At 60.2% G+C, this 22,697-nt stretch carries 21 protein-coding genes; 10 read left to right on the plus strand and 11 right to left on the minus strand.

The window, feature by feature from the left end:
* Positions 1-15: 15 nt before the first annotated feature.
* From carB to A0U92_RS10200, 3 genes are all read left to right on the plus strand, one after another.
* On the plus strand, positions 16-3,270 hold the full coding sequence (gene carB, locus A0U92_RS10190) for a carbamoyl-phosphate synthase large subunit (RefSeq protein ID WP_077813125.1): 3,255 nt from the start codon (positions 16-18) through the stop codon (positions 3,268-3,270).
* Between the two features lie 190 nt (positions 3,271-3,460).
* Positions 3,461-3,934, plus strand: a complete 474-nt coding sequence (gene greA / locus A0U92_RS10195) for a transcription elongation factor GreA (RefSeq protein ID WP_077814377.1) — start codon at positions 3,461-3,463, stop codon at positions 3,932-3,934.
* A gap of 14 nt (positions 3,935-3,948) precedes the next feature.
* On the plus strand, positions 3,949-5,145 hold the full coding sequence (locus A0U92_RS10200) for a threonine ammonia-lyase (protein ID WP_077813126.1): 1,197 nt from the start codon (positions 3,949-3,951) through the stop codon (positions 5,143-5,145).
* Between the two features lie 79 nt (positions 5,146-5,224).
* Here A0U92_RS10200 and A0U92_RS10205 read toward each other — a convergent pair whose 3' ends face one another.
* From A0U92_RS10205 to A0U92_RS10245, 9 genes are all read right to left on the minus strand, one after another.
* The gene (locus A0U92_RS10205; protein ID WP_149026442.1) at positions 5,225-5,932 is read right to left on the minus strand and encodes a hypothetical protein; all 708 of its coding nucleotides are present in this window, start codon (positions 5,930-5,932) and stop codon (positions 5,225-5,227) included.
* 195 nt (positions 5,933-6,127) lie between these two features.
* Positions 6,128-6,565 (minus strand): ribosome silencing factor, encoded by a 438-nt coding sequence (gene rsfS, locus A0U92_RS10210; protein WP_408736119.1) that lies wholly within the window; start codon positions 6,563-6,565, stop codon positions 6,128-6,130.
* A 131-nt stretch (positions 6,566-6,696) separates the two neighbouring features.
* Positions 6,697-7,362: a nicotinate-nucleotide adenylyltransferase gene (locus A0U92_RS10215; RefSeq protein ID WP_077813128.1), complete on the minus strand. Its 666-nt coding sequence runs from the start codon at positions 7,360-7,362 to the stop codon at positions 6,697-6,699.
* Positions 7,363-7,370: 8 nt separating this feature from the next.
* Positions 7,371-8,642 carry a glutamate-5-semialdehyde dehydrogenase gene (locus A0U92_RS10220; protein WP_077813129.1) on the minus strand — a complete coding sequence of 424 codons (1,272 nt, stop codon included), beginning with the start codon at positions 8,640-8,642 and terminating at the stop codon, positions 7,371-7,373.
* 39 nt (positions 8,643-8,681) lie between these two features.
* Entirely contained in the window at positions 8,682-9,776 is a 1,095-nt protein-coding gene (gene ychF, locus A0U92_RS10225) for a redox-regulated ATPase YchF (RefSeq protein WP_077813130.1), read from the minus strand.
* A complete protein-coding gene (gene pth, locus A0U92_RS10230) occupies positions 9,776-10,402 on the minus strand; it encodes an aminoacyl-tRNA hydrolase (RefSeq protein WP_077814379.1) in 627 nt (208 codons plus the stop codon). The genes ychF and pth overlap by 1 nt, the downstream gene beginning before the upstream one ends.
* A 62-nt stretch (positions 10,403-10,464) precedes the next feature.
* Positions 10,465-11,082, minus strand: coding sequence for a 50S ribosomal protein L25/general stress protein Ctc (locus A0U92_RS10235; RefSeq protein ID WP_077813131.1), 618 nt, complete (start codon positions 11,080-11,082; stop codon positions 10,465-10,467).
* 144 nt (positions 11,083-11,226) lie between these two features.
* Positions 11,227-11,745, minus strand: a complete 519-nt coding sequence (locus A0U92_RS10240) for a YMGG-like glycine zipper-containing protein (protein ID WP_236748085.1) — start codon at positions 11,743-11,745, stop codon at positions 11,227-11,229.
* Between the two features lie 27 nt (positions 11,746-11,772).
* Positions 11,773-12,063 (minus strand): hypothetical protein, encoded by a 291-nt coding sequence (locus A0U92_RS10245; RefSeq protein ID WP_077813132.1) that lies wholly within the window; start codon positions 12,061-12,063, stop codon positions 11,773-11,775.
* Positions 12,064-12,464: 401 nt separating this feature from the next.
* Between A0U92_RS10245 and A0U92_RS10250 the strand changes: the two genes are divergently transcribed.
* The 6 genes from A0U92_RS10250 (at position 12,465) to A0U92_RS10280 (ending at position 19,386) form a co-directional block, all read left to right on the plus strand.
* Complete coding sequence (locus tag A0U92_RS10250; protein WP_077814381.1) at positions 12,465-13,511, plus strand: rod shape-determining protein; 1,047 nt, start codon at positions 12,465-12,467, stop codon at positions 13,509-13,511.
* Positions 13,512-13,742: 231 nt separating this feature from the next.
* Positions 13,743-14,879, plus strand: a complete 1,137-nt coding sequence (gene mreC / locus A0U92_RS10255) for a rod shape-determining protein MreC (protein WP_077813133.1) — start codon at positions 13,743-13,745, stop codon at positions 14,877-14,879.
* 11 nt (positions 14,880-14,890) lie between these two features.
* Positions 14,891-15,457 (plus strand): rod shape-determining protein MreD, encoded by a 567-nt coding sequence (gene mreD / locus A0U92_RS10260; RefSeq protein WP_236748086.1) that lies wholly within the window; start codon positions 14,891-14,893, stop codon positions 15,455-15,457.
* 34 nt (positions 15,458-15,491) lie between these two features.
* A complete protein-coding gene (gene mrdA, locus A0U92_RS10265; RefSeq protein ID WP_077813135.1) occupies positions 15,492-17,408 on the plus strand; it encodes a penicillin-binding protein 2 in 1,917 nt (638 codons plus the stop codon).
* Between the two features lie 63 nt (positions 17,409-17,471).
* Complete coding sequence (gene rodA, locus A0U92_RS10270; protein ID WP_077813136.1) at positions 17,472-18,635, plus strand: rod shape-determining protein RodA; 1,164 nt, start codon at positions 17,472-17,474, stop codon at positions 18,633-18,635.
* Between the two features lie 310 nt (positions 18,636-18,945).
* Positions 18,946-19,386, plus strand: a complete 441-nt coding sequence (locus A0U92_RS10280) for an RcnB family protein (protein WP_077813138.1) — start codon at positions 18,946-18,948, stop codon at positions 19,384-19,386.
* Between the two features lie 83 nt (positions 19,387-19,469).
* On the opposite strand, the gene A0U92_RS10285 is transcribed toward A0U92_RS10280, so the two are convergent.
* Both A0U92_RS10285 and A0U92_RS17765 read right to left on the minus strand, forming a co-directional pair.
* A complete protein-coding gene (locus A0U92_RS10285) occupies positions 19,470-20,411 on the minus strand; it encodes a DnaJ C-terminal domain-containing protein (protein ID WP_077813139.1) in 942 nt (313 codons plus the stop codon).
* Positions 20,408-20,575, minus strand: coding sequence for a hypothetical protein (locus A0U92_RS17765; RefSeq protein WP_173573386.1), 168 nt, complete (start codon positions 20,573-20,575; stop codon positions 20,408-20,410). The genes A0U92_RS10285 and A0U92_RS17765 overlap by 4 nt, the downstream gene beginning before the upstream one ends.
* Before the next feature lie 318 nt (positions 20,576-20,893).
* Here A0U92_RS17765 and A0U92_RS10290 point away from each other — a divergent pair, with 318 nt between their 5' ends.
* Positions 20,894-22,618 (plus strand): Na+/H+ antiporter, encoded by a 1,725-nt coding sequence (locus A0U92_RS10290; protein WP_077813140.1) that lies wholly within the window; start codon positions 20,894-20,896, stop codon positions 22,616-22,618.
* Positions 22,619-22,697: the final 79 nt, after the last annotated feature.

Below are 22,697 nucleotides of genomic sequence, written 5' to 3' on the forward strand. Positions count from 1 at the left end.
CCAAAAGGACTGATCATGCCCAAACGGACAGATATCCGCTCTATCCTGATCATCGGCGCCGGTCCGATTGTTATCGGTCAGGCCTGTGAGTTCGACTATTCCGGCGCGCAGGCGTGCAAGGCGCTGCGTGAGGAAGGCTACCGTGTCATCCTGCTGAATTCGAATCCGGCCACGATCATGACCGATCCGGGTCTGGCTGATGCGACCTATATCGAGCCGATCACGCCGGAGTTCGTGGAGCGCATCATCCTCAAGGAAAAGCCGGACGCGATCCTGCCGACCATGGGTGGCCAGACCGCGCTGAACGCCGCCATGGCGCTGGACGCGTCCGGCTTCCTCGTGAAGCACAATGTCGAACTGATCGGCGCAAAGGCGGATGTGATCGACCGCGCCGAGGACCGTCAGAAGTTCCGCGAGGCGATGGACGCCATCGGCATCGAGAGCCCCAAGAGCTTCATCGCGCACACGCTGGAAGAGGCCCGTGAAGCCCTGAAGAATGTGGGGCTCCCGGCCATCATCCGTCCCTCCTTCACCATGGGCGGCGCAGGCGGCGGCATCGCCTACAACAAGGAAGAGTTCGACCAGATCGTTGCCGGCGGCCTCGACGCCTCGCCGACGACGGAAGTGCTGGTTGAAGAGTCCGTGCTGGGCTGGAAAGAATTCGAGATGGAAGTGGTCCGCGACAAGGCGGACAACTGCATCATCGTCTGTTCCATCGAGAACATCGACCCGATGGGCGTGCATACTGGTGACTCGATCACAGTCGCCCCTGCTCTGACGCTGACCGACAAGGAATATCAGCGGATGCGCGACGCCTCGATCGCCTGTCTTCGGGCGATCGGCGTGGAGACGGGTGGTTCGAACGTGCAGTTCGGCGTGAACCCGGCAGATGGCCGCATGGTGGTCATCGAGATGAACCCGCGTGTGTCGCGCTCCTCGGCGCTGGCCTCCAAGGCGACCGGCTTTCCGATCGCCAAGATCGCCGCGAAGCTGGCCGTGGGCTACACGCTGGACGAACTGACCAACGACATCACCGGCTCGACCCCGGCTTCCTTCGAGCCGACCATCGACTATGTCGTCGTGAAGATCCCCCGCTTCACGTTCGAGAAATTCCCCGGCACCCCCGCCCTGCTCTCTACTTCCATGAAGTCGGTTGGCGAGGCGATGGCCATTGGTCGCTCCTTCCCCGAGGCGCTCCAGAAGGGTTTGCGCTCCATGGAGACCGGTCTTGTCGGTCTGGACCCGGTCGAAGCTCCCGGCGACGGTGGCGTGGACGCCTTCCGCGCCGAACTGTCGCAGCCGCGTCCAGAGCGTATCCTGATGGCCGCACAGGCGCTCCGTGCCGGTCTGTCTGTTGAGGAGATCGCCGCCGCCTGCAAGTTCGAGCCGTGGTTCCTGCGTGAGCTGGAAAAAATCGTTCAGGCGGAAAAGGAAGTGCTCGACAAAGGACTGCCGGAAGACGCCCAGAGCCTGCGCCGCCTGAAAGCTATGGGTTTCTCGGACGTGCAGCTTGCCCGTCTGTCCGGCACGCAGGCCAGCGAAGTGGCCGCCCTGCGTGAGAAGGCTGGCGTAAAACCGGTCTACAAGCGGATCGACACCTGTGCCGGCGAGTTCGCCTCCGCCACACCGTATATGTATTCCACCTACGAGAACCGCTTTGGCCAGCCGGTCTGCGAGTCCGATCCGACATCGCGGAAAAAGGTCGTCATTCTCGGCGGCGGTCCGAATCGCATCGGTCAGGGCATCGAGTTCGATTATTGCTGCGTCCATGCCGCCTACGCCCTGCGTGAGGCCGGTGTTGAGACCATCATGGTCAACTGCAACCCGGAAACGGTTTCCACCGACTATGACACATCCGATCGTCTGTATTTCGAGCCTCTGACGAGCGAGGATGTCATCGCGCTGATCCGGCTTGAGCAGGAAAAAGGCGAGGTTCTGGGCTGCATCGTGCAGTATGGCGGCCAGACGCCGCTGAAGCTGTCCCGCGCTCTGGAAGAAGCAGGCATCCCGCTGCTCGGCACGCCTGCCGACGCGATCGACCGTGCCGAGGACCGCGAGCGCTTTCAGACGCTGCTCCGCAAGCTAGGCCTGCGTCAGCCCGCCAACGGCATCGCCCGCTCCCCCGCCGAAGCCGAGGATATCGCCGAGCAGATCGGTTATCCGGTGGTTGTGCGTCCGTCCTACGTTCTGGGTGGTCGTGCGATGGAAATCGTGCATGACCGCGCCAGCCTCCAGCGTTACATGAAAGTCGCGTTGCAGCTTGCCGGTGCGGAAGTGGCGAACGGCCCGGTTCTGATCGATCATTATCTGAACGACGCCATCGAAGCCGACGTGGACTGCATTGCTGACGGCAACGAGGTCTATGTCGCTGGTGTCATGGAGCACATCGAGGAAGCCGGCATCCATTCGGGTGACAGCGCCTGCGCCCTGCCGCCTTACACGCTTTCTCCGGCCATCGTGACGGAACTGAAAGCACAGACGGAAGCCATGGCGCGCGAACTTGGCATCGTCGGCCTGATGAACGTGCAGTATGCGATCAAGGGTCAGGACATTTTCGTTCTGGAAGTGAATCCCCGCGCCTCCCGCACCGTGCCTTTCGTGGCGAAAGCGACTGGCGTTCCGGTGGCGAAGATCGGCGCCCGCGTGATGGCGGGCGCCAAGCTGTCCGAATTTACGCTGGATGATCGCGCCGTCGTCCCGCATGTCGCCGTGAAAGAGGCCGTCTTTCCGTTCCACCGCTTCCAGGACGTGGACACGATCCTCGGGCCGGAAATGCGCTCCACCGGCGAAGTCATGGGTCTCGACACATCATTTGAGCGGGCTTTCGCGAAATCCCAGCTTGCCGCGGGTGTGAAGCTGCCGATGTCCGGCGCGGTGTTCCTGTCGGTGCGTGACGGAGACAAGGCCCATCTGCCCCGTCTGGGACGGATGCTGGCCGATATGGGTTTCACCATTCTGGCGACGCGCGGAACGGCGAAGTGCCTGAGCGATGCGGGAATTGAAGTGAAAATAGTGAACAAGGTGCTGGAAGGTCGTCCGCATTGCGTGGACGCCATCCGCTCCGGTGAAGTCCAGATGGTCATCAACACGGTGCAGGGCGGCCAGTCCGTGAAGGACAGCTATGACATCCGTCGTTCAGCCCTGACAATGGGTGTGCCGAACTTCACGACAATGGCTGGAGCACGTGCTGCAATCCATGCGATTGCAGCGATGCGTGAAGGTCCGCTTGAAGTTGCGCCGCTTCAGTCCTATTTTAACGGATCGTTCTGAGTAGGAATGGGCATTCCTGTTGAATGCTCCTTCATCCTCTTCCGGTATTTTTACCGCTCTGAACCGGTCTGATGGGGGGTTTATACTTTTCAGCAGATCGTGAGGGAATTTCCCTCTTCACCGGGGGCTGGACTGGCGTGGATGCTGGTCTGGTCCTCTTTTTGTGTTCCGCTTTCCGAGGATTGGCGCCTTGCAGAAAACCCCGATGACCGCTTCCGGCCTGCAGCGACTTGAGGACGAACTCCGTCATCTCAAGTCTTCGGAGCGTCCGGCCGTTATTCGTGCGATTGCAGAAGCCCGTGAACATGGCGACCTTTCGGAAAACGCGGAGTATCACGCGGCCCGTGAACGTCAGTCGTTCATTGAAGGGCGTGTGCTGGAGCTTGAGGAAATCGTCTCGACCGCCGAGGTCATCGACCCTTCCAAGTTCTCTGGCGATCAGGTCAAATTCGGTGCGCACGTTACTCTGATCGACGAAGAGACCGAGAAGGAAGTGCGCTACCAGATCGTCGGCGTCTATGAAGCCGACATCAAGCAGGGCCTCCTGTCGATCTCTTCTCCACTGGCCAAGTCACTCATCGGCAAATCGCTGGGCGATACGGTGTCCGTGCCAGCCCCCGGTGGTGACCGGAGCTACGAAATCACTTCCGTCGTCTACGCCTGAAGAAAGCTGCCCGCGTGATCACGTTCGAGGATATCACGGCCGCCGCCAGGCGGATCGAAGGGCGCGTGCTACGCACGCCAACCCTGCCGTCTCACTCACTCTCCAAGTCGGTCGGAGCGGAGATCACGCTGAAGCTTGAAAACCTTCAGGCCGTGGGCTCGTTCAAGGAACGCGGTGCAGCAAACAAGCTGGCGCTGCTGACGCCGGAAGAGCGGGCACGCGGCGTGATCGCGGTCTCGGCAGGCAATCACGCTCAGGGCGTGGCGCGTCACGCGAGCCTGCTGGGCATTGACGCCGTGATTGTCATGCCGCGTTTCACCCCGGCGTCCAAGGTGACGCGGACAGAAGGGTGGGGCGCGCAGGTTGTGCTTGAAGGTAACAACTTCGCCGAAGCCTCCCTGTTCGCGAAAGATCTTCAGGAGCGCGAAGGGCGGGTTTTCATCCATCCTTACGATGATGATGCGGTAATGGCTGGTCAGGGCACCTGCGCCCTTGAACTGTTTGAAGACGCCGGGCCGCTCGATGCGCTGGTTGTGCCGATTGGCGGTGGCGGCCTTCTGGCGGGCATGGCCGTTGCGGCAAAAGCCATGCGCCCCGGGATCGAGCTGATCGGCGTGCAGGTGGAGAGCTACTCCTCCCTGTCCGCTTTTCCCGGAGCGGAGGTGACACCGTGTGGTGGCGCGACAATCGCCGAGGGCATCGCGGTGATGAAGATCGGCCGCCGGACACGTGAAGTGATCCAGCAGCTTGTCTCACAGGTTGTCGTGGTGTCCGAGCGCGATGTGGAAAACGCGATTACGCTGATGGCCGAGGGCGCCAAGCAGGTAACCGAAGGCGCTGGGGCAACCGGTCTGGCCGCCGTGATGAGCCATCCTTCCCTGTTCGCAGGGAAGCGCCTCGCCCTCCCCGTGAGCGGCGGAAATATCGACACACGCATTCTGGCCAACACCCTGCTGCGAGCCATGCTTCGCGACGGACGCCTGCTGCGACTGATCATGGAAATCCCGGATCGTCCCGGTGTTCTGGCCGATATTTCAAAGACGATCGGTGAGGCTGGCGGCAACATCATCGAAGTGTCGCATCAGCGACTGTTCGCAGCTCCATCCGTGCAGGCAGCCGAACTTGAGGTGATGATCGAGGCGCGTGATCCACAGCACGCCGAACAGATCACCGAGGCGCTACGGGAGCATTACGTGGTGAGACGGATGTGAGAGCGAGCAGCAGCAAGCAGTCGCCCCCCTTTTCGCTTTCCTCTCATTCGACGCATCGAAATGAAGAAGAGAGTTCCGTTTAACGTGCCACCTTGCGATAGACACCTATAAAACTGACATTCAGGCCGCCGCAGATATCAACTGGAGTGGAGACGAGGAGGTAAGGCCCCAGCAACCGGAAAGCTCCGCTGCATTCTGTGTGATCAGTCAACGGAGAAACATCACTCAGACTTGGCGGAAAGACCCGCGACCAGTCGGTATCCAGTCCCTTCTGATCCGAAACTGTGGGTGACGTGCGTTCGGGGAAAGAATCCCACTTCCTGGCTTCAGTCAGAAAACCGCCCCAAGTTTCCACCGGCTTCACATACGCAGCGAAACTCCCTGTGTGCACACCCCCATTCTTCACGCGCTCAGGATCTCCAGCTCCCCATGTGGCATCGCCCTGAAAAGCCAGCACAGATGGCACTCTGGTCCTGTCAATGCGGATCACCTGCTCATCGGTATCTTTCCACTTTCCTACCCAGTCTTGCGTGACAGGCTCGGACATCGGAATATCTTCCAGCAGTCGCGTCTCGACCGCACCATCGGTCGGGTCGCCGTTTTTCCCGACAAAATCAATCACAGTAAATGCGCCCATCCTGTAGGCGGCAACCGCGATATCACCGGGAACGAGATAGGCTTTCTTCCTGCACGCAGGTTTCAGAGCCGGACAGCCGGACCTATAACCATTTTCGTAAAAACGGGCTTTCTCACTTGGCTTTACCCTTACGAGCCAAGCGTTTTTCATCGCTGTCCGCACATCGTACTGGGAGCCTGCCGAACCCGGCGGGTTATTCGAGAGGACACCGGCTCGCGCTGACGTGGAAAAAAGGGCCAGAAACGACAGTAAAAACAAGAGAGTTTTACCGCCCATACCCCCACATTCCCACATCAAGCTTTCTAAAATATTTTGATTAACCGGATTACCACTTCTGACATACCTTCAGAGAGAGGTAATCTCTTCCCCATCGGCTCCATCGAAATCAGTGCCCCACATCTGCTCCAGACCATAAAGCGCACGCGCTTCAGCCTTGAACAGATGGATCACAATATCCCCCGCATCGATCAGCACCCAGTCGGAACCATTGGCGCCTTCAACGAGAATGCGCTTCAGACCGACATCTTTCAGCTTGCGCTCGATATGCTGGGCCATTGCGGCAATCTGGCGGTCGGCCACACCCGTCGCGATAACCATACGGTCTGCAAAGGACGCACGACCCGTCAGGTTAATGACGACAATGTCCTCACCCTTATCATCGTCGATGCTTGCGGTGATGATCGAGAGATACTTCTCCAACTCATCCGCAGGCGCATGAGGACGCTTCTTGCCTTCTTTAACAGGCCCTGCGGCGGCGGCTTTCTTGCGTGGCGTCCCCGGCACTTTTGCCACAGCGGCAAGGCCCGGATCGACCGCCTTGGGCGTTCTGGATTTTGCCGGCGCCTTCGACGCTCCAGCTTTCGCGGCGACCGGGCGACGATCCGTCGTGTCCGTATCGGTGGGGGGCTTTCTGGCTATGACCATGTCTCCTGCCGGGTGGCTGCCCGATCTGTCCGGAATAAGGATTCTGTGTGTCCCGCGCGTCGCAGGGCTGTTGCCGATATACCGTTTTGCGGGCCAGGAAGAAAAGCCCAGACTGGTGGCCTTTTGTCAGGAAGATGTCGAATTTTCTCCACGGGGAGGCGACAGCGGCTCAGACGTCCTGCAATCTTGCCATGCAACGCCGCCGCATTGCTGCCGGGACGAGGCATAACAGCAAGGGGAACCTGCCTGAGAAACGCCTGCCAGCGATACCAGCGGGGCAGTTCGGCAAAAACATCAGTCCCCATCAGCCAGACGAAGCGGGCACGAGGGAAACGGAGTCTGAGCGCGCGAATTGTATCAAAGGCATATCGGGTGCCGAGAGAGGCTTCAATATCCGTGGGGATGAGACGACGGTCAGTCGCCAGCCGTTCAACGGTAGCAAGACGGGCGTCGAGCGCCGCCATCCCCTTGCGCGGCTTGAGCGGATTGCCGGGCGAGACCATCAGCCAGACCTGATCGAGACCAAGCATGTGCAAGGCACGCAGGGCAATCTGAATATGCCCTTCATGCGCCGGATTGAACGATCCTCCGAGAAGACCGATCCGCAAAGCGCGACGGTCTCCCCGGAGCGGGATCGTGTCGTGGTGAGAGGCCACGATACCGCTTATGGGCGTGTCTGACCTGTGCCGAGGACTTCGTAACGGAAGGTCGTAAGCTGTTCGAGGCCGACGGGACCACGGGCATGGACACGTCCCGTGGCGATGCCGATTTCCGCCCCGAAGCCGAATTCGCCGCCATCGCAGAACTGGGTGGAAGCGTTCCACATGACGACGGCGCTGTCCGTGCCGTTCAGGAACCGGGTGGCGACAGCCTCATCGGACGTGATGATCGCTTCCGTGTGTCCACTGCCATAGCGTGAGATATGGGCGAGAGCCGCCTCCACACCGTCCACGACGGCAACGGACAGAACAGGGGCCAGCCATTCGGTGGCGAAGTCTTCATCGGCAGCAGGCTCAAGACCGGGGACGATGTGACGCGCCCGCTCATCGGCACGAAAATCACAGCCAAGCTCACGCAGGTCGCTGACAATCTCCGGCAACAATTCCGATGCGATGGCGTTGTCGATCAGCAGTGTCTCGGTGGAGCCACAGATACCGGGGCGGCGCATCTTGGCGTTGGCAAGCACGCGCCGGGCCATCTGCGGCTCGGCGGCGGCATGGATGTAGGTGTGGCACAGACCCTCGGCGTGAGCGAGAACGGGGATACGGGCCTCGTTCTGCACACGTTCGACAAGTGATTTTCCGCCACGGGGAATGATGAGGTCGATCAGGCCGGACGCGGCGAGCATGTCGGCAACGTGCTTGCGGTCGGCGCTGGGCGCCACCTGCACGGCGTCCACGGGCAGACCGGCGGCTTCGAGTCCGGCGGCCATGGCTTTATGGATGGCCTGCGCTGAATGGAAGCTCTCCGAACCGCCACGCAGAATGACGGCGTTACCGGACTTGATGCACAGACCCGCCGCATCCGCACCAACATTCGGACGGCTTTCGTAGATGACGCCGAGGACTCCGATCGGTGTCGCCACGCGACGGATTTTCAGACCGTTGGGGCGTGTCCACTCGCTGAGTATCCGCCCAACAGGATCGGACAGATCGGCCATGTCTTCCAGCCCTTTCGCCATGGCCTCGACGCGTTCGGCGTTAAGGGTCAGGCGGTCACGGAAGGCGTCGGTGCCGGCATAGGCGGCGAGATCTTTCGCGTTGGCTTCGAGGATGGCGTTGCTCTGTTCACGCAGGGCGCTGGCGGCGGCCCATAGCGCCTTGTCGCGAATGGCGGTTGGAGACTGGGCCAGCGTCCGCGCTGCGATCCGCGCGGCCCGGGCCATGCCCACGATCGCATTGGATTCTGTCGCTTCCGCCTTCATGCTGGCGCTCATTTGTGGTCCCCTACCCTCTTCTTCTGTTGTGTTGATGTATCAGACGTTGAAGCGGAACAGCAGCACATCGCCGTCCTGCACGATATAGTCGCGGCCTTCGATGCGCATCTTGCCCGCTTCTTTCGCACCTGCCTCGCCATTGTACTTCACATAGTCGTCATAGGCGACGGTTTCGCAGGCGATGAAGCCACGTTCGAAGTCGTTATGAATGACAGCAGCGGCCTGCGGAGCCTTGGTGCCTGCCGTGATGGTCCAGGCGCGGGTCTCTTTCGGGCCGACGGTGAAGTAGGTCTTCAGACCGAGCAGCTTGTATCCCGCCGCGATGACACGATCGAGCCCGCTGTCCGACAGGCCGAGCCCTTCGAGGAATTCCTTCTGGTCTTCCTGCGGAAGCTGACTGACTTCAGCCTCGATGGCAGCGGAAACGATGACGCAGGCGGCGCCTTCAGCATTCGCGCGGGCCTGCACGGCTTCGGAGAATGTGTTGCCGGTTGCGGCGGAACCTTCCTCGACATTGCAGACATACAGCACAGGCTTGGTCGTCATGAGCTGGAGGCGTTCTGCGATCAGTTCCTTGCCTTCCGGGACGGCCGTGCGGGCAGGCTTGCCTTCACGCAGCGCCGCGATCAGGGGCTCCATCACCTCGACCTGCGCCTGTGCGTCACGGTCGTTGGACTTGGCCTTTTTCTGCAGGGGCACGATCCGTTTTTCGAGGGAGTCGAGATCGGCCAGCATCAGTTCGGTCTCGATGATCTCGGCGTCACGAACCGGGTCAACGCCACCCTCGACATGGGTGATATCGTCGTCCTCGAAGCAGCGCAGGACATGGATGATGGCGTCCACTTCGCGGATATTGGCGAGAAACTGGTTGCCCAGCCCTTCACCGCGAGAGGCGCCGCGCACAAGACCGGCGATGTCCACGAATTCAAGGCTGGTCGGCAGGATTTTCTGCGACTTGCCTATGCGCGCCAGTTCCGCGAGACGCGGATCAGGCACAGCGACGCGACCAACATTCGGCTCGATGGTGCAGAACGGATAGTTCGCCGCCTGCGCCGAGGCCGTGGCCGTCAGGGCGTTGAACAGGGTGGATTTGCCGACATTAGGCAGTCCGACGATGCCGCAGTTGAAGCCCATCAGTCTTTCACTCCTGTTTCTCCTGCCTTCTGGCCGGGAATTGTTGGTTTGGGGCTGTTTGCCGTAAGCAGTGCGATGCGGGTCATGCAGTCCTCGCGCTGGCCTGCGGCAAGTAGCGGGGCTGTGTCTGACACGGCGTCGAGCAGATCTTCAAGCCAGGGCTGGTCTGCCTTCGCGAAGTCTCCGAGAACCCATCCATGAACGCGATCCTTCGCGCCGGGATGACCAATGCCGAGACGCACGCGCCAGTAATCCTGTGTTCCAAGCTGTCTGTCGGTCGAGCGCAGGCCGTTGTGACCAGCGGCTCCCCCACCCTTCTTGATACGGACCCTGCCGGGGGCGAGATCAAGCTCGTCATGGAAGACGGTGATGGCGTCGGGAGGGATTTTGTAGAACGTCGCAGCTTCGCGGATGCTGTCGCCGGATGCGTTCATGTAAGTCATCGGCTTGAGGAGCAGCACCTTGCTGGCGCCAATCCGTCCTTCCGCGATCTCGCCGCGAAAGCGCTTGCGCCACGGCGAAAAACCGTGACGCTTCGCAATGGAGTCGACCGCCATGAAGCCGATATTGTGGCGGTTATGGCTCATGGATGTCTCGGGATTGCCGAGACCGGCCCAGAGCTGGATCGCCGGTTGCATGGCGGTCTGTCCCAAGGCCGGAAGCTATGCTCCCGACCCGATGGGCCTCCTTACTTCTTTTCTTCAGAGGATGCTTCTGCTTCGTCCTGCTCAACGTCCACGGTCGGAGCCGCGATCGTTGCAACAACGAAGTTCGGGATCTGCAGAACCGGCGTTACGCCTTCGGTGCCCTTCAGATCGTCCCAACGCACGTTGTCGTTGATGTCCAGTGCGGAAACATCGACCGTGAAGACCTCAGGGATGTTGGCCGGATCAGCCGTCACTTCGATCGTATGACGGACAACATTGAGCACGCCGCCACGCTTGACGCCGGGCGAGTTGTCTTCACCATCGACATGCACAGCAATCTCGACATGGACCTTCTGGCCCGGCGCAAGACGCTGGAAGTCAACATGGATGGGGGCATCAGAAACCGGGTGGAACTGAATATCGCGCATCAGTGCACGTTCATTCAGAGCGCCAGCCTTGATTTCATAAACATGAGAACGCCAGCCCGGCTTGTGCAGCTCGCGCATGATGACACGCGGATCGAGAGCGATGAGGGAGGCTTCAGCTTTCGCACCGTACACGACAGCCGGGACAAGCCCTGCGCGTCGGGTTGCGCGCGCTGCCCCCTTACCTGCTTTCGCGCGCGTGGATGCTTCGAGAGGAATCAGTTTCGTCGCCACTATGTCAACTCCTGAGTATGCGAACGGACGCCGGCCTCCAGGGGTGCCGACGTGAGGCGCGCTCCTTAGCGGAAAAGCCATCACGACGCAACAGAAATGCCGGAACGGCAGTGCGTTCCGGCGTCTTTTCAGCCTCCAAGCCTGTCAGTAGCCCTGCTGAGGGGTGTAACCTGCGGGATAACCGCCATAGGTACGGGGGTAGGTCGCTCCCTGTTGGGGAACACCATTGGCTCCGACCGGATAGCCGCCCTGCTGATAGCGCTGCTGGGCAGGATACTGTTGTTGAGGATACTGCTGCTGCGGGTAAGCGGCCTGAGGCTGCTGATATCCCTGAGTATAACCGCCACCCGGACGATTGGGTGTGGTCAGCGCGCCAGTTCCTGCCCCCAGCAGACCGCCGGCAAGAGCACCGATGGCCGCTCCACGGCCTCCTCCAGCCAGTGCCCCGATTGCGGCACCGGAGCCTCCGCCAATCAGAGCGCCGTTCCCCGCCCTTTGTCCGGGGCTGTAAGGGTCACCACAAGCGGATAGAAAAAGAGGTAGAGCCAGCACCGCAATGCCACACGCTTTCTGTCTGTTCACCGTCATCGCATCCATTCGTTCTATAGGCTGTGTGCTGCGGACTATCAGGGCCGCTGCACCCCATGCCTTTTCCTGAAGCATCTCGCCTGCCCTGAAAACCGGCAGGTATCAACGCCTATTACCAGCTTTCGGAGGATTGGGCGTTGTCGCGGCTCCCACTGCCGCCCCCGTTCCACCGCCCGCCAGCGCTCCGATCAGCGCACCGCTTCCGCCACCGGCAAGAGCCCCGATCGCCGCGCCACCACCGGCGCCAATCAGAGCCCCACTCCCGGCGCGGGCGCCGGAATCATAAGGACTGCCGCATCCCGTCAGAACGGACATGGACATCAGTCCGACAGCGGCCAGTAGACGTACACCCCATCGACCATATCCTGGTTTTTTAATTGAGTTCTCTATCATGGCACCAGCCCCTGATTTCATGGCACACCGTGTCGACAGTCTCCCCAGAGACTCGTCAGGTGCAGGACAAGCAGAACGGCAAGGCGTTTCCGGAAGTTCCCCTGCAACCTGACGGGAGGCAGAAAACCCAAAGCCGCACGCAGATCCGGCTTCCTGCTTCAGAACAGTCTGAAAGAGATTTGTGGCTAAATCAGGAACGCTTCATCTCTCTCGTAGTTTCTGCATGTCAGCCCTTGCGGTGTCATCACAGCCTCGCTAATCGTCGCAACCGACCTGCATGCGCGACCGACACATGCTTCCCGCGTTCATCGCACCTGGAAAACTGGCGTCGCGGACGTCATGCGGGTTTCATTATGCCGCACGACTTCAGTGTCGGTATGACTGCTGGCCAGGAGTTTTGGATGTTCGCTCGCCTGCTGGGTCTCATGTCGGCCGACATGGCAATCGACCTCGGCACTGCTAATACGCTGGTCTATGTCAAAGGTCGCGGGATTGTTCTGAATGAACCGTCCGTTGTGGCCATCGCAGACTCACGTGGCAAAAAACAGGTTCTCGCTGTCGGCGAGGAAGCCAAGCAGATGGTCGGGCGCACCCCCGGCAACATCATGGCGATCCGCCCGATGCGTGATGGCGTGATTGCTGACTTCGAAGTCGCGGAAGAGATGATCAAGCACTTCATCCGCCGCGTTCATAATCGCAGCATTTTCGCCAGCCCGCAGGTCATTGTGTGCGTGCCCTCGGGGTCGACGGCTGTCGAACGACGCGCCATTCAGGAAAGCGCCGAGAGCGCCGGAGCGCGTCGGGTCTTTCTGATTGAGGAACCCATGGCGGCGGCCATCGGCGCTGGTCTTCCGGTGACAGAACCGTCCGGCAGCATGATTGTCGATATTGGCGGCGGCACCACGGAAGTCGCCGTCATCTCTCTTGGTGGAATCGTCTATGCCCGCTCCGTGCGCGTCGGCGGCGACAAGATGGATGAAGCCATCATCTCCTATATCCGCCGGATGCATAATCTTCTGATCGGCGAGAGCTCAGCCGAACGGATCAAGATGTCCATCGGCTCGGCCATGATGCCGGATGACCCGAACGACCCCGGCCCGCTCCAGAACGTCAAGGGGCGTGACCTGATCACAGGCGCACCCCGGGAAGTCGTCGTCTCGCAGGCCCAGATTGCGGACAGCCTTGCCGAACCGATCACCCAGATCATCGAAGCCGTGAAACTGACGCTGGAAAACACGCCACCCGAGCTGGCCGCAGATATCGTGGACAAAGGCATCGTCCTGACCGGTGGCGGCGCTCTGCTCTATCGCCTTGACGAGGTGTTGAGGCTGGCGACAGGGCTTCCGGTTACAGTCGGTGAAGACCCTCTGTCCTGTGTGGCTCTGGGAACAGGGCGGGCGCTTGAGGAGATGAAGCGCCTGCGCAATGTCCTCACGACAATGTACTAACAAAAAATAACCATGCACTCTCTGCATCTTTTTGCCATTATATCAGCAGAGAGCAGAATGATTACAGCTCGAAGAGCGTAGATTGGGGATACAGCCCCCAAAATATGGGGGTTCCTTGTCGAGCGGCTGCGAGGAAAAATCAGGGTGGGTTTCCAGAAAAATGCTGAGTGACGTGCAAGCCGCCTCGGCTCTGCCTGTCCGTCACGCAGCACCGCAGGAAAGACCGGCGGCATGATTCCCGTTTCAATCCAGATTCGGCAGGCGCTGGACCGTCTCTGGTTGCCTGCCATGCTTCTGCTTTCAATCGCGATCATGCTGCTGGGATGGGCCAATCAGCGCGTAACGGTGGCGGCGCGAATGGCGACGGCCGACGTGCTGTCTCCTTTGTGGTCGCTTGTGGCCCTTCCCGGTCATGAGGTTTCTGAAGCCGTTTCAGAACTGCACAGCATCGGGCATCTCGCGCGCGAAAACGCCCAGCTCCGTTCGGAAAATGAAACCCTGCGCGGGTGGTACGACGTCGCCGTCTCGCTGACACAGGAAAACGCCACCCTGAAAGAAAATCTCCACTGGATGCCAGACCCGCTGCCGTCCTTTGTGACAGGCCGTGTCGTCGGTGACATCGGTGGCCTTTACTCCCATGCTGTCCTCATCAATGCCGGACCAGCAAACGGTGTCCGGGTTGGCGATGTCGCCCTGGCCGCTGACGGATTTGCCGGACGCGTGACAGAAACCGGCGTGCATTCGGCCCGTATTCTTCTGATCAATGATGTCGCCAGCCGTATCCCGGTCCTGCTGGAATCAAGTCATGGCACTGCCATCATGGCAGGCGACAACACATCGACACCCCGATTGATCTTCTATGCGCAGGACAATCATCCGGTGGAAGGGGAGCGTGTCGTCACCTCCGGACAGGCGGACCTCCTGCCGACTGGCATCCCGGTCGGCACCGTCCACTACATTCATGCCGGAACGCCGGTTGTGTCTCCTTATGCTCGCCTGAACCATCTGAGCATCGTGCGGGTGTTCAATTTTGAAACAGGGACGATCGAGTCGCCGGATGCGCCGGGTCGTGTTCCGGTGACTTCCGAACGCGGCATCCGCAGCGATGGTAAAAAAGAAAACCCTCTCGACGGCATGACACTTGGAGGTGTCGTCGAAAGCGCGACGGGGCGTTCGACGGGAGGCTCCGCACCCCAGCATCAGGATACTCCGGACAACGATAAACCGGCGTCATCCCATACAGTCGAAGACCACCCACAAAATCAGAATGAGGATGACAACTCTCCAGGCGACCATCCGCCAGCGCAGAAATCAGGGTCCATTACGCCCCGCTCCTCTTTCAGTCTCCCTCCAGCGGGACGCGGATGAAAGAGTACGGCATGTCTTCCGATCCCATTTCTCACTGGCAGCCGGATGTGCGCTCCGCCCCTGCCCTTGCGCAGCGTCTTGACCGGCTGGCCATGCGCCTCCTGCCAGCTGGCCTGACAGCGCTTGTGGCTATCCTGCTCGCAGCCCCGACAGGCATACCCGGAGCCATAGCGCTGATCCCCGGGCTTGCGATGGCCTCGGTGTTTTTCTGGTCTGTCTGGCGACCGGCCTCAATGTCCGTGCCTGTGGTGTTCTGTCTGGGACTTCTGCTCGACCTGATCGGTTTCGCGCCGCTCGGGGTGACCGCGTTTGCTTTCCTGCTGCTGCACGGCACGGCTGTTCACATGCGGTTCGGTCTCATGCGCCTGAATTTCATAACGCTCTGGCTGACTTTCACGCTGCTGGAAAGCGGCGTATGCTGGCTCGCGTGGTTTCTGGTTTCTTCACTCTCGTTCAGAATAATGCCAACAGCCCCGGTCATCTTTGAATGCATGTTGACCGCCGGCATCTACCCCCCCTTTGCTGCCCTTGGAAACTGGGCGCATCGCAAGCTGTCCAACCCGGAGCCGCAACTGTGACCGCATGTGAGTTCACGATCGGAGCGTCTGTCGGATGAGACTCCGGGGGCGGAAGAAAAGGGAAAAGCTGAACAGGCTCCTGCCTGCTCGTGAGCAGAAAGACCCCGGCAAGGGTGTGTTCACCCGGCGTGCTCTTCTCATGATGGCAGTCCAGACGGCGGCCCTCGGGGAACTCAGCCGCCGTCTTTACGACCTGCAGGTCAATAGTGGCGACCATTTTGCCAAACTGGCCGACAAGAACCGGACCAGCAAACGTCTGCTCGCTCCACCGCGCGGACTGATTGCCGACCGTTTCGGCACCATTCTGGCCGCCAACAAAACCAACTGGCGGGCTCTGCTTCTTTCGGAAGAAACGACTGACGTCGAGGGAAGTGTCGAGCGGTTTTCCCAGCTTGTGCCGCTTGACGAACACGACCGTTCCCGCATTGCCCGCGAGGTCCGGCACAAGCGCAAATTTATTCCAGTCGTGCTCAGGGAGTTTCTCTCCTGGGACGATATGGCCCGTATCGAACTCAACTCGCCTTCCCTTCCGGGCGTGCTGATCGATGTCGGCACCACCCGGTCCTATCCGTTCGGACCGCTTCTGGCCCACACGATCGGTTATGTGGCTCCCCCCAATGAGCAGGATGTCGCCAAATCCGCCTTGTTCGCGCTGCCCGGCATGCGTATCGGCCGCGCCGGTGTCGAGCAGAGTCAGGATGCCATGCTGCGGGGACAGGCCGGTTCCGTGGAAATGGAGGTCAATTCTGTCGGTCGGGTCATGAAGGAACTCGACAGGCAGGACGGCACCCCTGGTGATGAACTGGCGCTGACACTCGACGTGGGATTGCAGCAAGCCATCCAGAACAGGATCGGCGACCTCGCCGCCTCTTCCGTCGTCATGGACTGCCGGAACGGTGAAGTGCTGGCCATGTGCAGTACGCCGTCCTTCGATCCCTCCCTGTTCGACAGTGGCGTCAGCCGCGCACAATGGATTGACTGGACCAGCGACCAGAGGACGCCCCTGATCGACAAGACTGTCTCAGGCGTCTATCCGCCCGGTTCCACCTTCAAACCCGCCGTTGCGATGGCGGCCCTGAACGCGGGCGTCATTTCTCCAACCGACAGGTTTTTCTGTCCCGGTCATTTCGATCTGGGCGGAGCGCGGTTCCACTGCTGGGCGAAGCACGGTCACGGTTCGGTCGATCTCCATCTTGCGCTGAAATATTCATGCGACGTCTACTTCTACGAAGTCGCCATGAAAGTCGGCATGGACAGGCTGGCGGCTTCCGCCCACGAACTGGGTCTCGGCACGGAACTGGATATCGAACTGCCTCACCAGCGGCTTGGGCTCATCCCCACGCCGGAATGGCGACAGAAACACAAACATCACTGGAACGGCGGCGATACCGTGGTCAGTGGTATCGGTCAGGGCTTCGTGCAGGTTACTCCCCTGCAACTGGCAACCTACACGTCCCGCCTTGCGACGGGCCGCAAAGTCGAGCCACATCTCGTCCGTGCGGTGAACGGCGATATCGGGTCTCAGGTCGACCCCCAGTACTGGCCTGAACTTGCAATGGACGAACGTTACCTGCGGGCCGTCAGAGAGGGTATGTTTGCTGTTGTGAACGAGACTCACGGCACGGCCCCCAAGGCGCGACTGAGCATCCCCGGCATTGAAATGGCCGGGAAGACCGGTTCCGCGCAGGTACGGCGCGTCTCCAGGGCCCTCCGAGAGAGCGGTCACTTCAACTCGGCTACTCTCCCATGGGAGTTTCGTCCCCATGCGCTATTCATCTGCTTTGCGCCCTACGACTCTCCGCGCTATGCGGTTTCGGTCGTGATAGAACATGGTAACGCCGGTGCCGAGGCGGCCGCACCGCTTGCCCGGGACATCATGACCGACACCCTGCTGCGCGATCCGGTCAATCACAAAAGTGCGCCGGGACAGACAGTTGCGGATGCAGATTAGTCTGCACGGTCTCTGATCTGGTCCCGATCTGATTTCAAGGAGGGCGTCACCGTGGATTCACGGATGCCGATGAGGCGTTTTCGCAAGCGGCTGCTACGCGCCGAGCCGAATTTCCGGACACTGTCAAAACTCTGGCAGGTCAGCTGGCTGTACATCCTCCTCATCTGCACGCTCGCAGGCGTCGGCTATATTGCGCTATATTCGGCAGGCGGCGGCTCCGCCCGTCCTTTCGCCGGGCCTCAGGCGGCGCGTTTCGGCTTCGGGCTGGTCCTGACGCTGACCGTGGCGATGCTGCCTCCCAAGATTCTCGTCCGACTGGCTGTGCCACTCTATCTCTCCTCGCTGGCGCTGCTGGCGGTCGTGCTGCAGATGGGGCATGTCGGCAAAGGCGCGGAACGCTGGGTGATGATCGGCGGCACGCAGGTTCAACCGTCGGAATATGCCAAGGTCGCTCTGGTCCTGATGCTGGCGACATGGTTTTCCCGCATTCCCTACAGCAAGATGGGCAATCCGCTCCGCCTGATCATCCCGGCGCTGATGGTGCTGATCCCGGTAGGGCTGGTTCTCAAGGAACCCAATCTTGGCACGGCCGTAATTATTGGCGGCATTGGCGCGTCTCTCTTCTTCGCCGCAGGAATGCGCCTGTGGCAGATTGCCCTTCTCCTGCTGCCCATGCCCTTTCTATTGAAAATTGCCTATTCCCATCTGCACGATTACCAAAGAGCACGTATCACCACCTTCCTCCATCCGGAAAATGACCCTCTGGGCGCGGGTTACAACATCATCCAGTCAAAAATCGCTCTCGGGTCCGGTGGCATGTGGGGACAGGGCTATCTGCACGGCACACAGGGACAGCTGAACTTTCTGCCCGAAAAGCAGACAGACTTCATTTTCACGACCATCGCAGAAGAATGGGGGTACGCAGGCGGAATGCTGGTCATTGGCCTGCTCCTCCTTCTCATTCTCGGTGGCATGGTGATGGCCATCCGCAGCCGAAACCGTTTCGGACGACTGCTGGCTCTTGGCATTTCAGTGAATTTCTTCCTGTATTGTCTGGTCAATCTTTCCATGGTGATGGGCGCCATCCCGGTCGGCGGCGTGCCTCTGCCTCTGGTATCCTATGGCGGTTCAGCCCTGATCAATGTGATGCTGGGTTTCGGGCTGCTCATGTCCGTATGGGTCCACAGGAATTCGCGATTTGGCGAAGAGGGCGAGGAAGAAGCCTGAAAATGGATACTGGTTTCGGCGCGCGCGCACCCCTCTTCAGCAGGACGTGAGAGGCTGCCACCAGAAAATCCTGTTCTACAGATTTCTCAAACGACTTCCGGGACACAGCGGCGACATGTCGGCCGTCACTATCCTTTTTGATCAGCCTCGTTTTCCTCCGGATAGTTCCGCTCCTTCGTTCATCAGGGCAAATCCGGCCTCGGATGAAATTATCCCCATCCCTCTGACGTCATCTTGAATCAACGCTATGCTGGCGCCATCGTCTTCGTGTCATATTGGCTTTCAACACAGCTCAGGAAACGAGTTCTTTATGCGAATAAAACCGATCGCATTCCTGATGGCGTCTGTTCTGAGCATTGCGCCTGTCTGCGCGATGGCTCAGCCTCTTCAAGGCGGTGGTTATCGCGGAGGGGGCGGACCTCGTCATAACAGCGGCCCCGGACGAGGGGGACCAGACCGGAGCGGACCAGACCGGGGCGGACCGGGACAGCGCTATTTTCGCGGTGGCGGTTACGGTGGTGGCTACGGTCGCCGTGGCCCACCGCCGCCGCCCATGAACAGATGGCGTCCCGGCGCACGTTATTGGGGCGGTGATCCCTGGATCAATAACTGGCAGTCGTACAACGGCCTTTATGCGCCTCCCAACGGCTATCGCTGGGTCCGGTCGGGCAATCAGTTCCTTCTGACCGCGATCGCAACTGGCATCATTTCCGCCGTGATCGTGAACGGTATGGCGGGCGGCCCTCGCTAGGCTCCTGAAACAAAACACCCTCTGTCATGCAAGATGACAGAGGGCGCCGCCTGCATTCGAAAGAGACTGCGAGAACTCCAGAGCTACTCCGCGGAAGACGGCGCCGCAGCCTCGGCAGCCTGCCCCTTGAGAAACTCCTTCAGCTTCTCATCAGCCTTTCCAATATGCACTTCCAGCCGAACATAAAGATTTCCGGCTTCGTGCTTCCCATGTTCCTTTACGCCACGCCCCTTCAGACGCAGGACAGTGCCAGTATCTGAATCAGCCGGGACATTCATGCGCACAGCGCCAGATGGCGTCGGCACCGTAATGGGACCACCCAGAACAGCCGTTTTCAGATCGACCGGCAACGTCTGCCGAAGGTCACGGCCTTCCCGGGTATAGTGCGTATCCGCAGCCACAGTGACCGTGATGAGGGCGTCCCCGGCAGGTCCGCCCTGCACACCTTCGCCGCCTTTTCCACGCAGCCGCAGAACCTGACCACTCTCGATACCCGGCGGAATGCGGACATCCAGCGTCGAGCCGCCCGGCAGCGAAACACGCGATGTCGCTCCCAGAACGGAATCGGCGAAGGAAACCGTCAGATTATAGGATCTGTCCTGACCTGGCTGCGGACCGGAAGGACGACGATTGAAACCGCCACCCCCGCCTCGGCCCCCACCGAACATACCGCCGAACAGGTCGCTCAGATCCTCGGTCGAGAAGCCACCAGCGCCGCCTCCCTGACGGAAGCCGCCCATGCCTTCTCCGAAGTCACGATAGCCGCCATGCGCCCCGTAACCCGGCGGCGCACGCTCCTGTCCGCCCGCATCGATCTCACCGCGATCGTAACGCGCCCGCTGGGCTTCGTCCGACAACAGGTCGTTCGCCTGATTGACGGCCTTGAATTTCTCCTCGGCTTCCTTGTCATCCGGATTGAAGTCCGGATGATATTTCTTGGCCTGCTTACGATAGGCCTTGCGGATCTCGTCCTGACTCGCGGTTCGCGCGACACCCAGTACCTGATATGGATCGCCTGCGCTCACTCATCTTCTCCTTCAGGCGTGGTCACACCAAAACTCTCCGTATCCAGCAGATCAATCAGAACGGCGATTGTCACGTCCGTCGAAAAGCCATTCTTCGCGGCTTCAGCTACCAGCGCGTTAAGACGCGGCTTGAGAAACTGTGCCTCGGGGCCCTCAGTCGCCATTATTCTGCTCCACCAGATCCGGAACGGTCATAACCCGCACCATAAATCGCAGATCCGGTTCCGGGCCGCCTTGTGACGCACCCGCACGAATCTCTCCTGGCGCAGCCTGCTCACGTCTCCCCATGGACAACGCACAGACACACCGCACCTTACTCTTTATAAAATAATGGGAACACAAAGCTGCCGGGTCAATGGGAAGCGACACAAGTCTTTCACATCGCTGATCTCTCACATGATTTTTCATTTGCCGCTCCCGCTTCCGTCAGCAATACCTTTTCCGGAAAGAGGCGGCCCCTTCCCCTCTAAACGAGAGTTCTGATGGAAGTCGCCCTTACCGTTCTGGCCCTGCTTGTCATAACCGCCCTGTCGGGCCTGCTGGGACGACTGTTCCCTTTTCGTATTCCGCTGCCACTTTTGCAGATCGCCGCCGGAAGCGCCGTCAGTTTCCTCGGGTTTTCCGTGCCGCTTTCCTCGGAACTGTTCCTGCTTCTGCTGATGCCGCCGCTGCTGTTTGTCGACGCCTACCGCATCCCCATGCGGGAGTTCGGGGAGTTACGAGCCATCATTCTGTCACTGGCTGTTGGACTGGTAGTTTTCAGCACCGTAGCAGGAGGATACGCCGTTCACTGGATCATGCCCGCCATCCTGCCTGTCGCAGGCATGGCGCTGGCGGCGGCGCTTTCCCCGACCGACGCCGTCGCCGTCAACAGCTTCCTCGCCACAGCGAAAGCGCCTGCCCGCCTGACGCAGATTCTGAACGGCGAAGCCCTGCTGAATGACGCGTCCGGTCTTGTCTGCTTCAAATTCGCGGTCGCCGCCGCCACGACCGGCCTGTTCTCCCTGAAGGCGGCCTCCAGCAACTTTGTGTATGTCTCGTTCGGCGGCGTGCTCATCGGCGCAGGTCTTGGCTGGCTCTTTGCCCGGATCGAGCTGATGGCGCTCAAACGGGGATACGATGATTCCGCGAATCATATTCTGATCTCGCTGCTTATCCCCTACATCATCTATCTCGCTGCCGATGCCGTGAACTGCTCCGGGATTCTGGCAGCCGTTTCCGCTGGTATTTCCATCCGTCTGACTGGCGTGATGGCGGAAACGCAGATCGAAACCCGACTGCGCGCCACGACATTGTGGGACCAGCTTTATGCCACCCTGAATGGACTGGTGTTCATCATGCTGGGCCAACAACTGCCCGGTCAGGTCGAGCAGGCTTCTCACATTGTCCAGTCCGCCGGTCTGACGCCGTGGATGCTGCCTCTGGCGATTCTCGGCATCCAGTGCGCCATGAGCATTCTCCGCGCCGTCTGGATGGTGGCGAACGGCCTGGTTTTTTATGGTGTCGGAAAACTGATCCATCGTCCGCAGACCCTGCCATCATGGCGCAATGTGCTGGTCATGACACTGGCGGGCGCACGCGGCGCCGTCACGCTGGCCGCCATCATTTCCCTGCCGCCGGAAAGCGATATGCCGGAGCGGACCGTGATGGTTGTGCTGGCGACCGGCGTCATCATCACCTCGCTGCTGCTGACCACCTTCGGTCTGCCTCGCGCCCTCGCGCTGCTTCCGCGCAATGATGGTGAAACCCCGGCGCAACGCGAACTTCTGGAAACCAGCATCACGCTTCTTCATTCGGCGATTGCCGCCCTTCAGGCGGAACAGGCCCGCCAGCCGCCAGACGCCAACCGCACCAACGACACGGTCAGTCTGCTGATGACCGAGCTCAACGAACGCCTGCGCCGTCTGGACCCGACACTCGACGACGGCGAAGGCAAACGCAGTGACAGCGTGCAGAGGAAACGCGACGAACTGATGCTGCGGCTTCGCATCGTGCGACTGCAACGGCGCGTGCTGCATTCGCTCCTGGCGGACCGCAATATCAACGATCTGACTGAGCGGGCAATCGGGCGTCAGCTCGATGTGCGGGAGCAGGAGTTTCTGATGGAACTGAACGATCTGCCGCAGTTGCCGGAACCGCCGCCTGCGGAGACGCTGATTGCGGCGGTGCCGGTGGAGAGGAAAAATGCCGGGTTGCGGGCTGAGTGATTTGAAATTATGGCAATAATAACGAAAGCAGTTTATTAAATCGATAGTAGAGTGTTTCAAAATTCTATTCGTAAAAGCT

The organism is Acetobacter aceti (assembly GCF_002005445.1).
Taxonomy (GTDB): Bacteria; Pseudomonadota; Alphaproteobacteria; order Acetobacterales; family Acetobacteraceae; genus Acetobacter; species Acetobacter aceti_B.

Coding starts and splice junctions, on each gene's coding strand:
- rodA (WP_077813136.1), top strand. CDS start 17,472: ATGCCGATGAGGCGTTTTCGCAAGCGGCTGCTACGCGCCGAGCCGAAT.
- A0U92_RS10290 (WP_077813140.1), top strand. CDS start 20,894: ATGGAAGTCGCCCTTACCGTTCTGGCCCTGCTTGTCATAACCGCCCTG.
- A0U92_RS10240 (WP_236748085.1), bottom strand. CDS start 11,745: ATGCTTCAGGAAAAGGCATGGGGTGCAGCGGCCCTGATAGTCCGCAGC.
- mreC (WP_077813133.1), top strand. CDS start 13,743: ATGATTCCCGTTTCAATCCAGATTCGGCAGGCGCTGGACCGTCTCTGG.
- mreD (WP_236748086.1), top strand. CDS start 14,891: ATGTCTTCCGATCCCATTTCTCACTGGCAGCCGGATGTGCGCTCCGCC.
- ychF (WP_077813130.1), bottom strand. CDS start 9,776: ATGGGCTTCAACTGCGGCATCGTCGGACTGCCTAATGTCGGCAAATCC.
- A0U92_RS10205 (WP_149026442.1), bottom strand. CDS start 5,932: ATGAAAAACGCTTGGCTCGTAAGGGTAAAGCCAAGTGAGAAAGCCCGT.
- A0U92_RS10250 (WP_077814381.1), top strand. CDS start 12,465: ATGTTCGCTCGCCTGCTGGGTCTCATGTCGGCCGACATGGCAATCGAC.
- mrdA (WP_077813135.1), top strand. CDS start 15,492: ATGAGACTCCGGGGGCGGAAGAAAAGGGAAAAGCTGAACAGGCTCCTG.
- A0U92_RS10245 (WP_077813132.1), bottom strand. CDS start 12,063: ATGATAGAGAACTCAATTAAAAAACCAGGATATGGTCGATGGGGTGTA.
- carB (WP_077813125.1), top strand. CDS start 16: ATGCCCAAACGGACAGATATCCGCTCTATCCTGATCATCGGCGCCGGT.
- A0U92_RS17765 (WP_173573386.1), bottom strand. CDS start 20,575: ATGGCGACTGAGGGCCCCGAGGCACAGTTTCTCAAGCCGCGTCTTAAC.
- A0U92_RS10280 (WP_077813138.1), top strand. CDS start 18,946: ATGCGAATAAAACCGATCGCATTCCTGATGGCGTCTGTTCTGAGCATT.
- A0U92_RS10220 (WP_077813129.1), bottom strand. CDS start 8,642: ATGAGCGCCAGCATGAAGGCGGAAGCGACAGAATCCAATGCGATCGTG.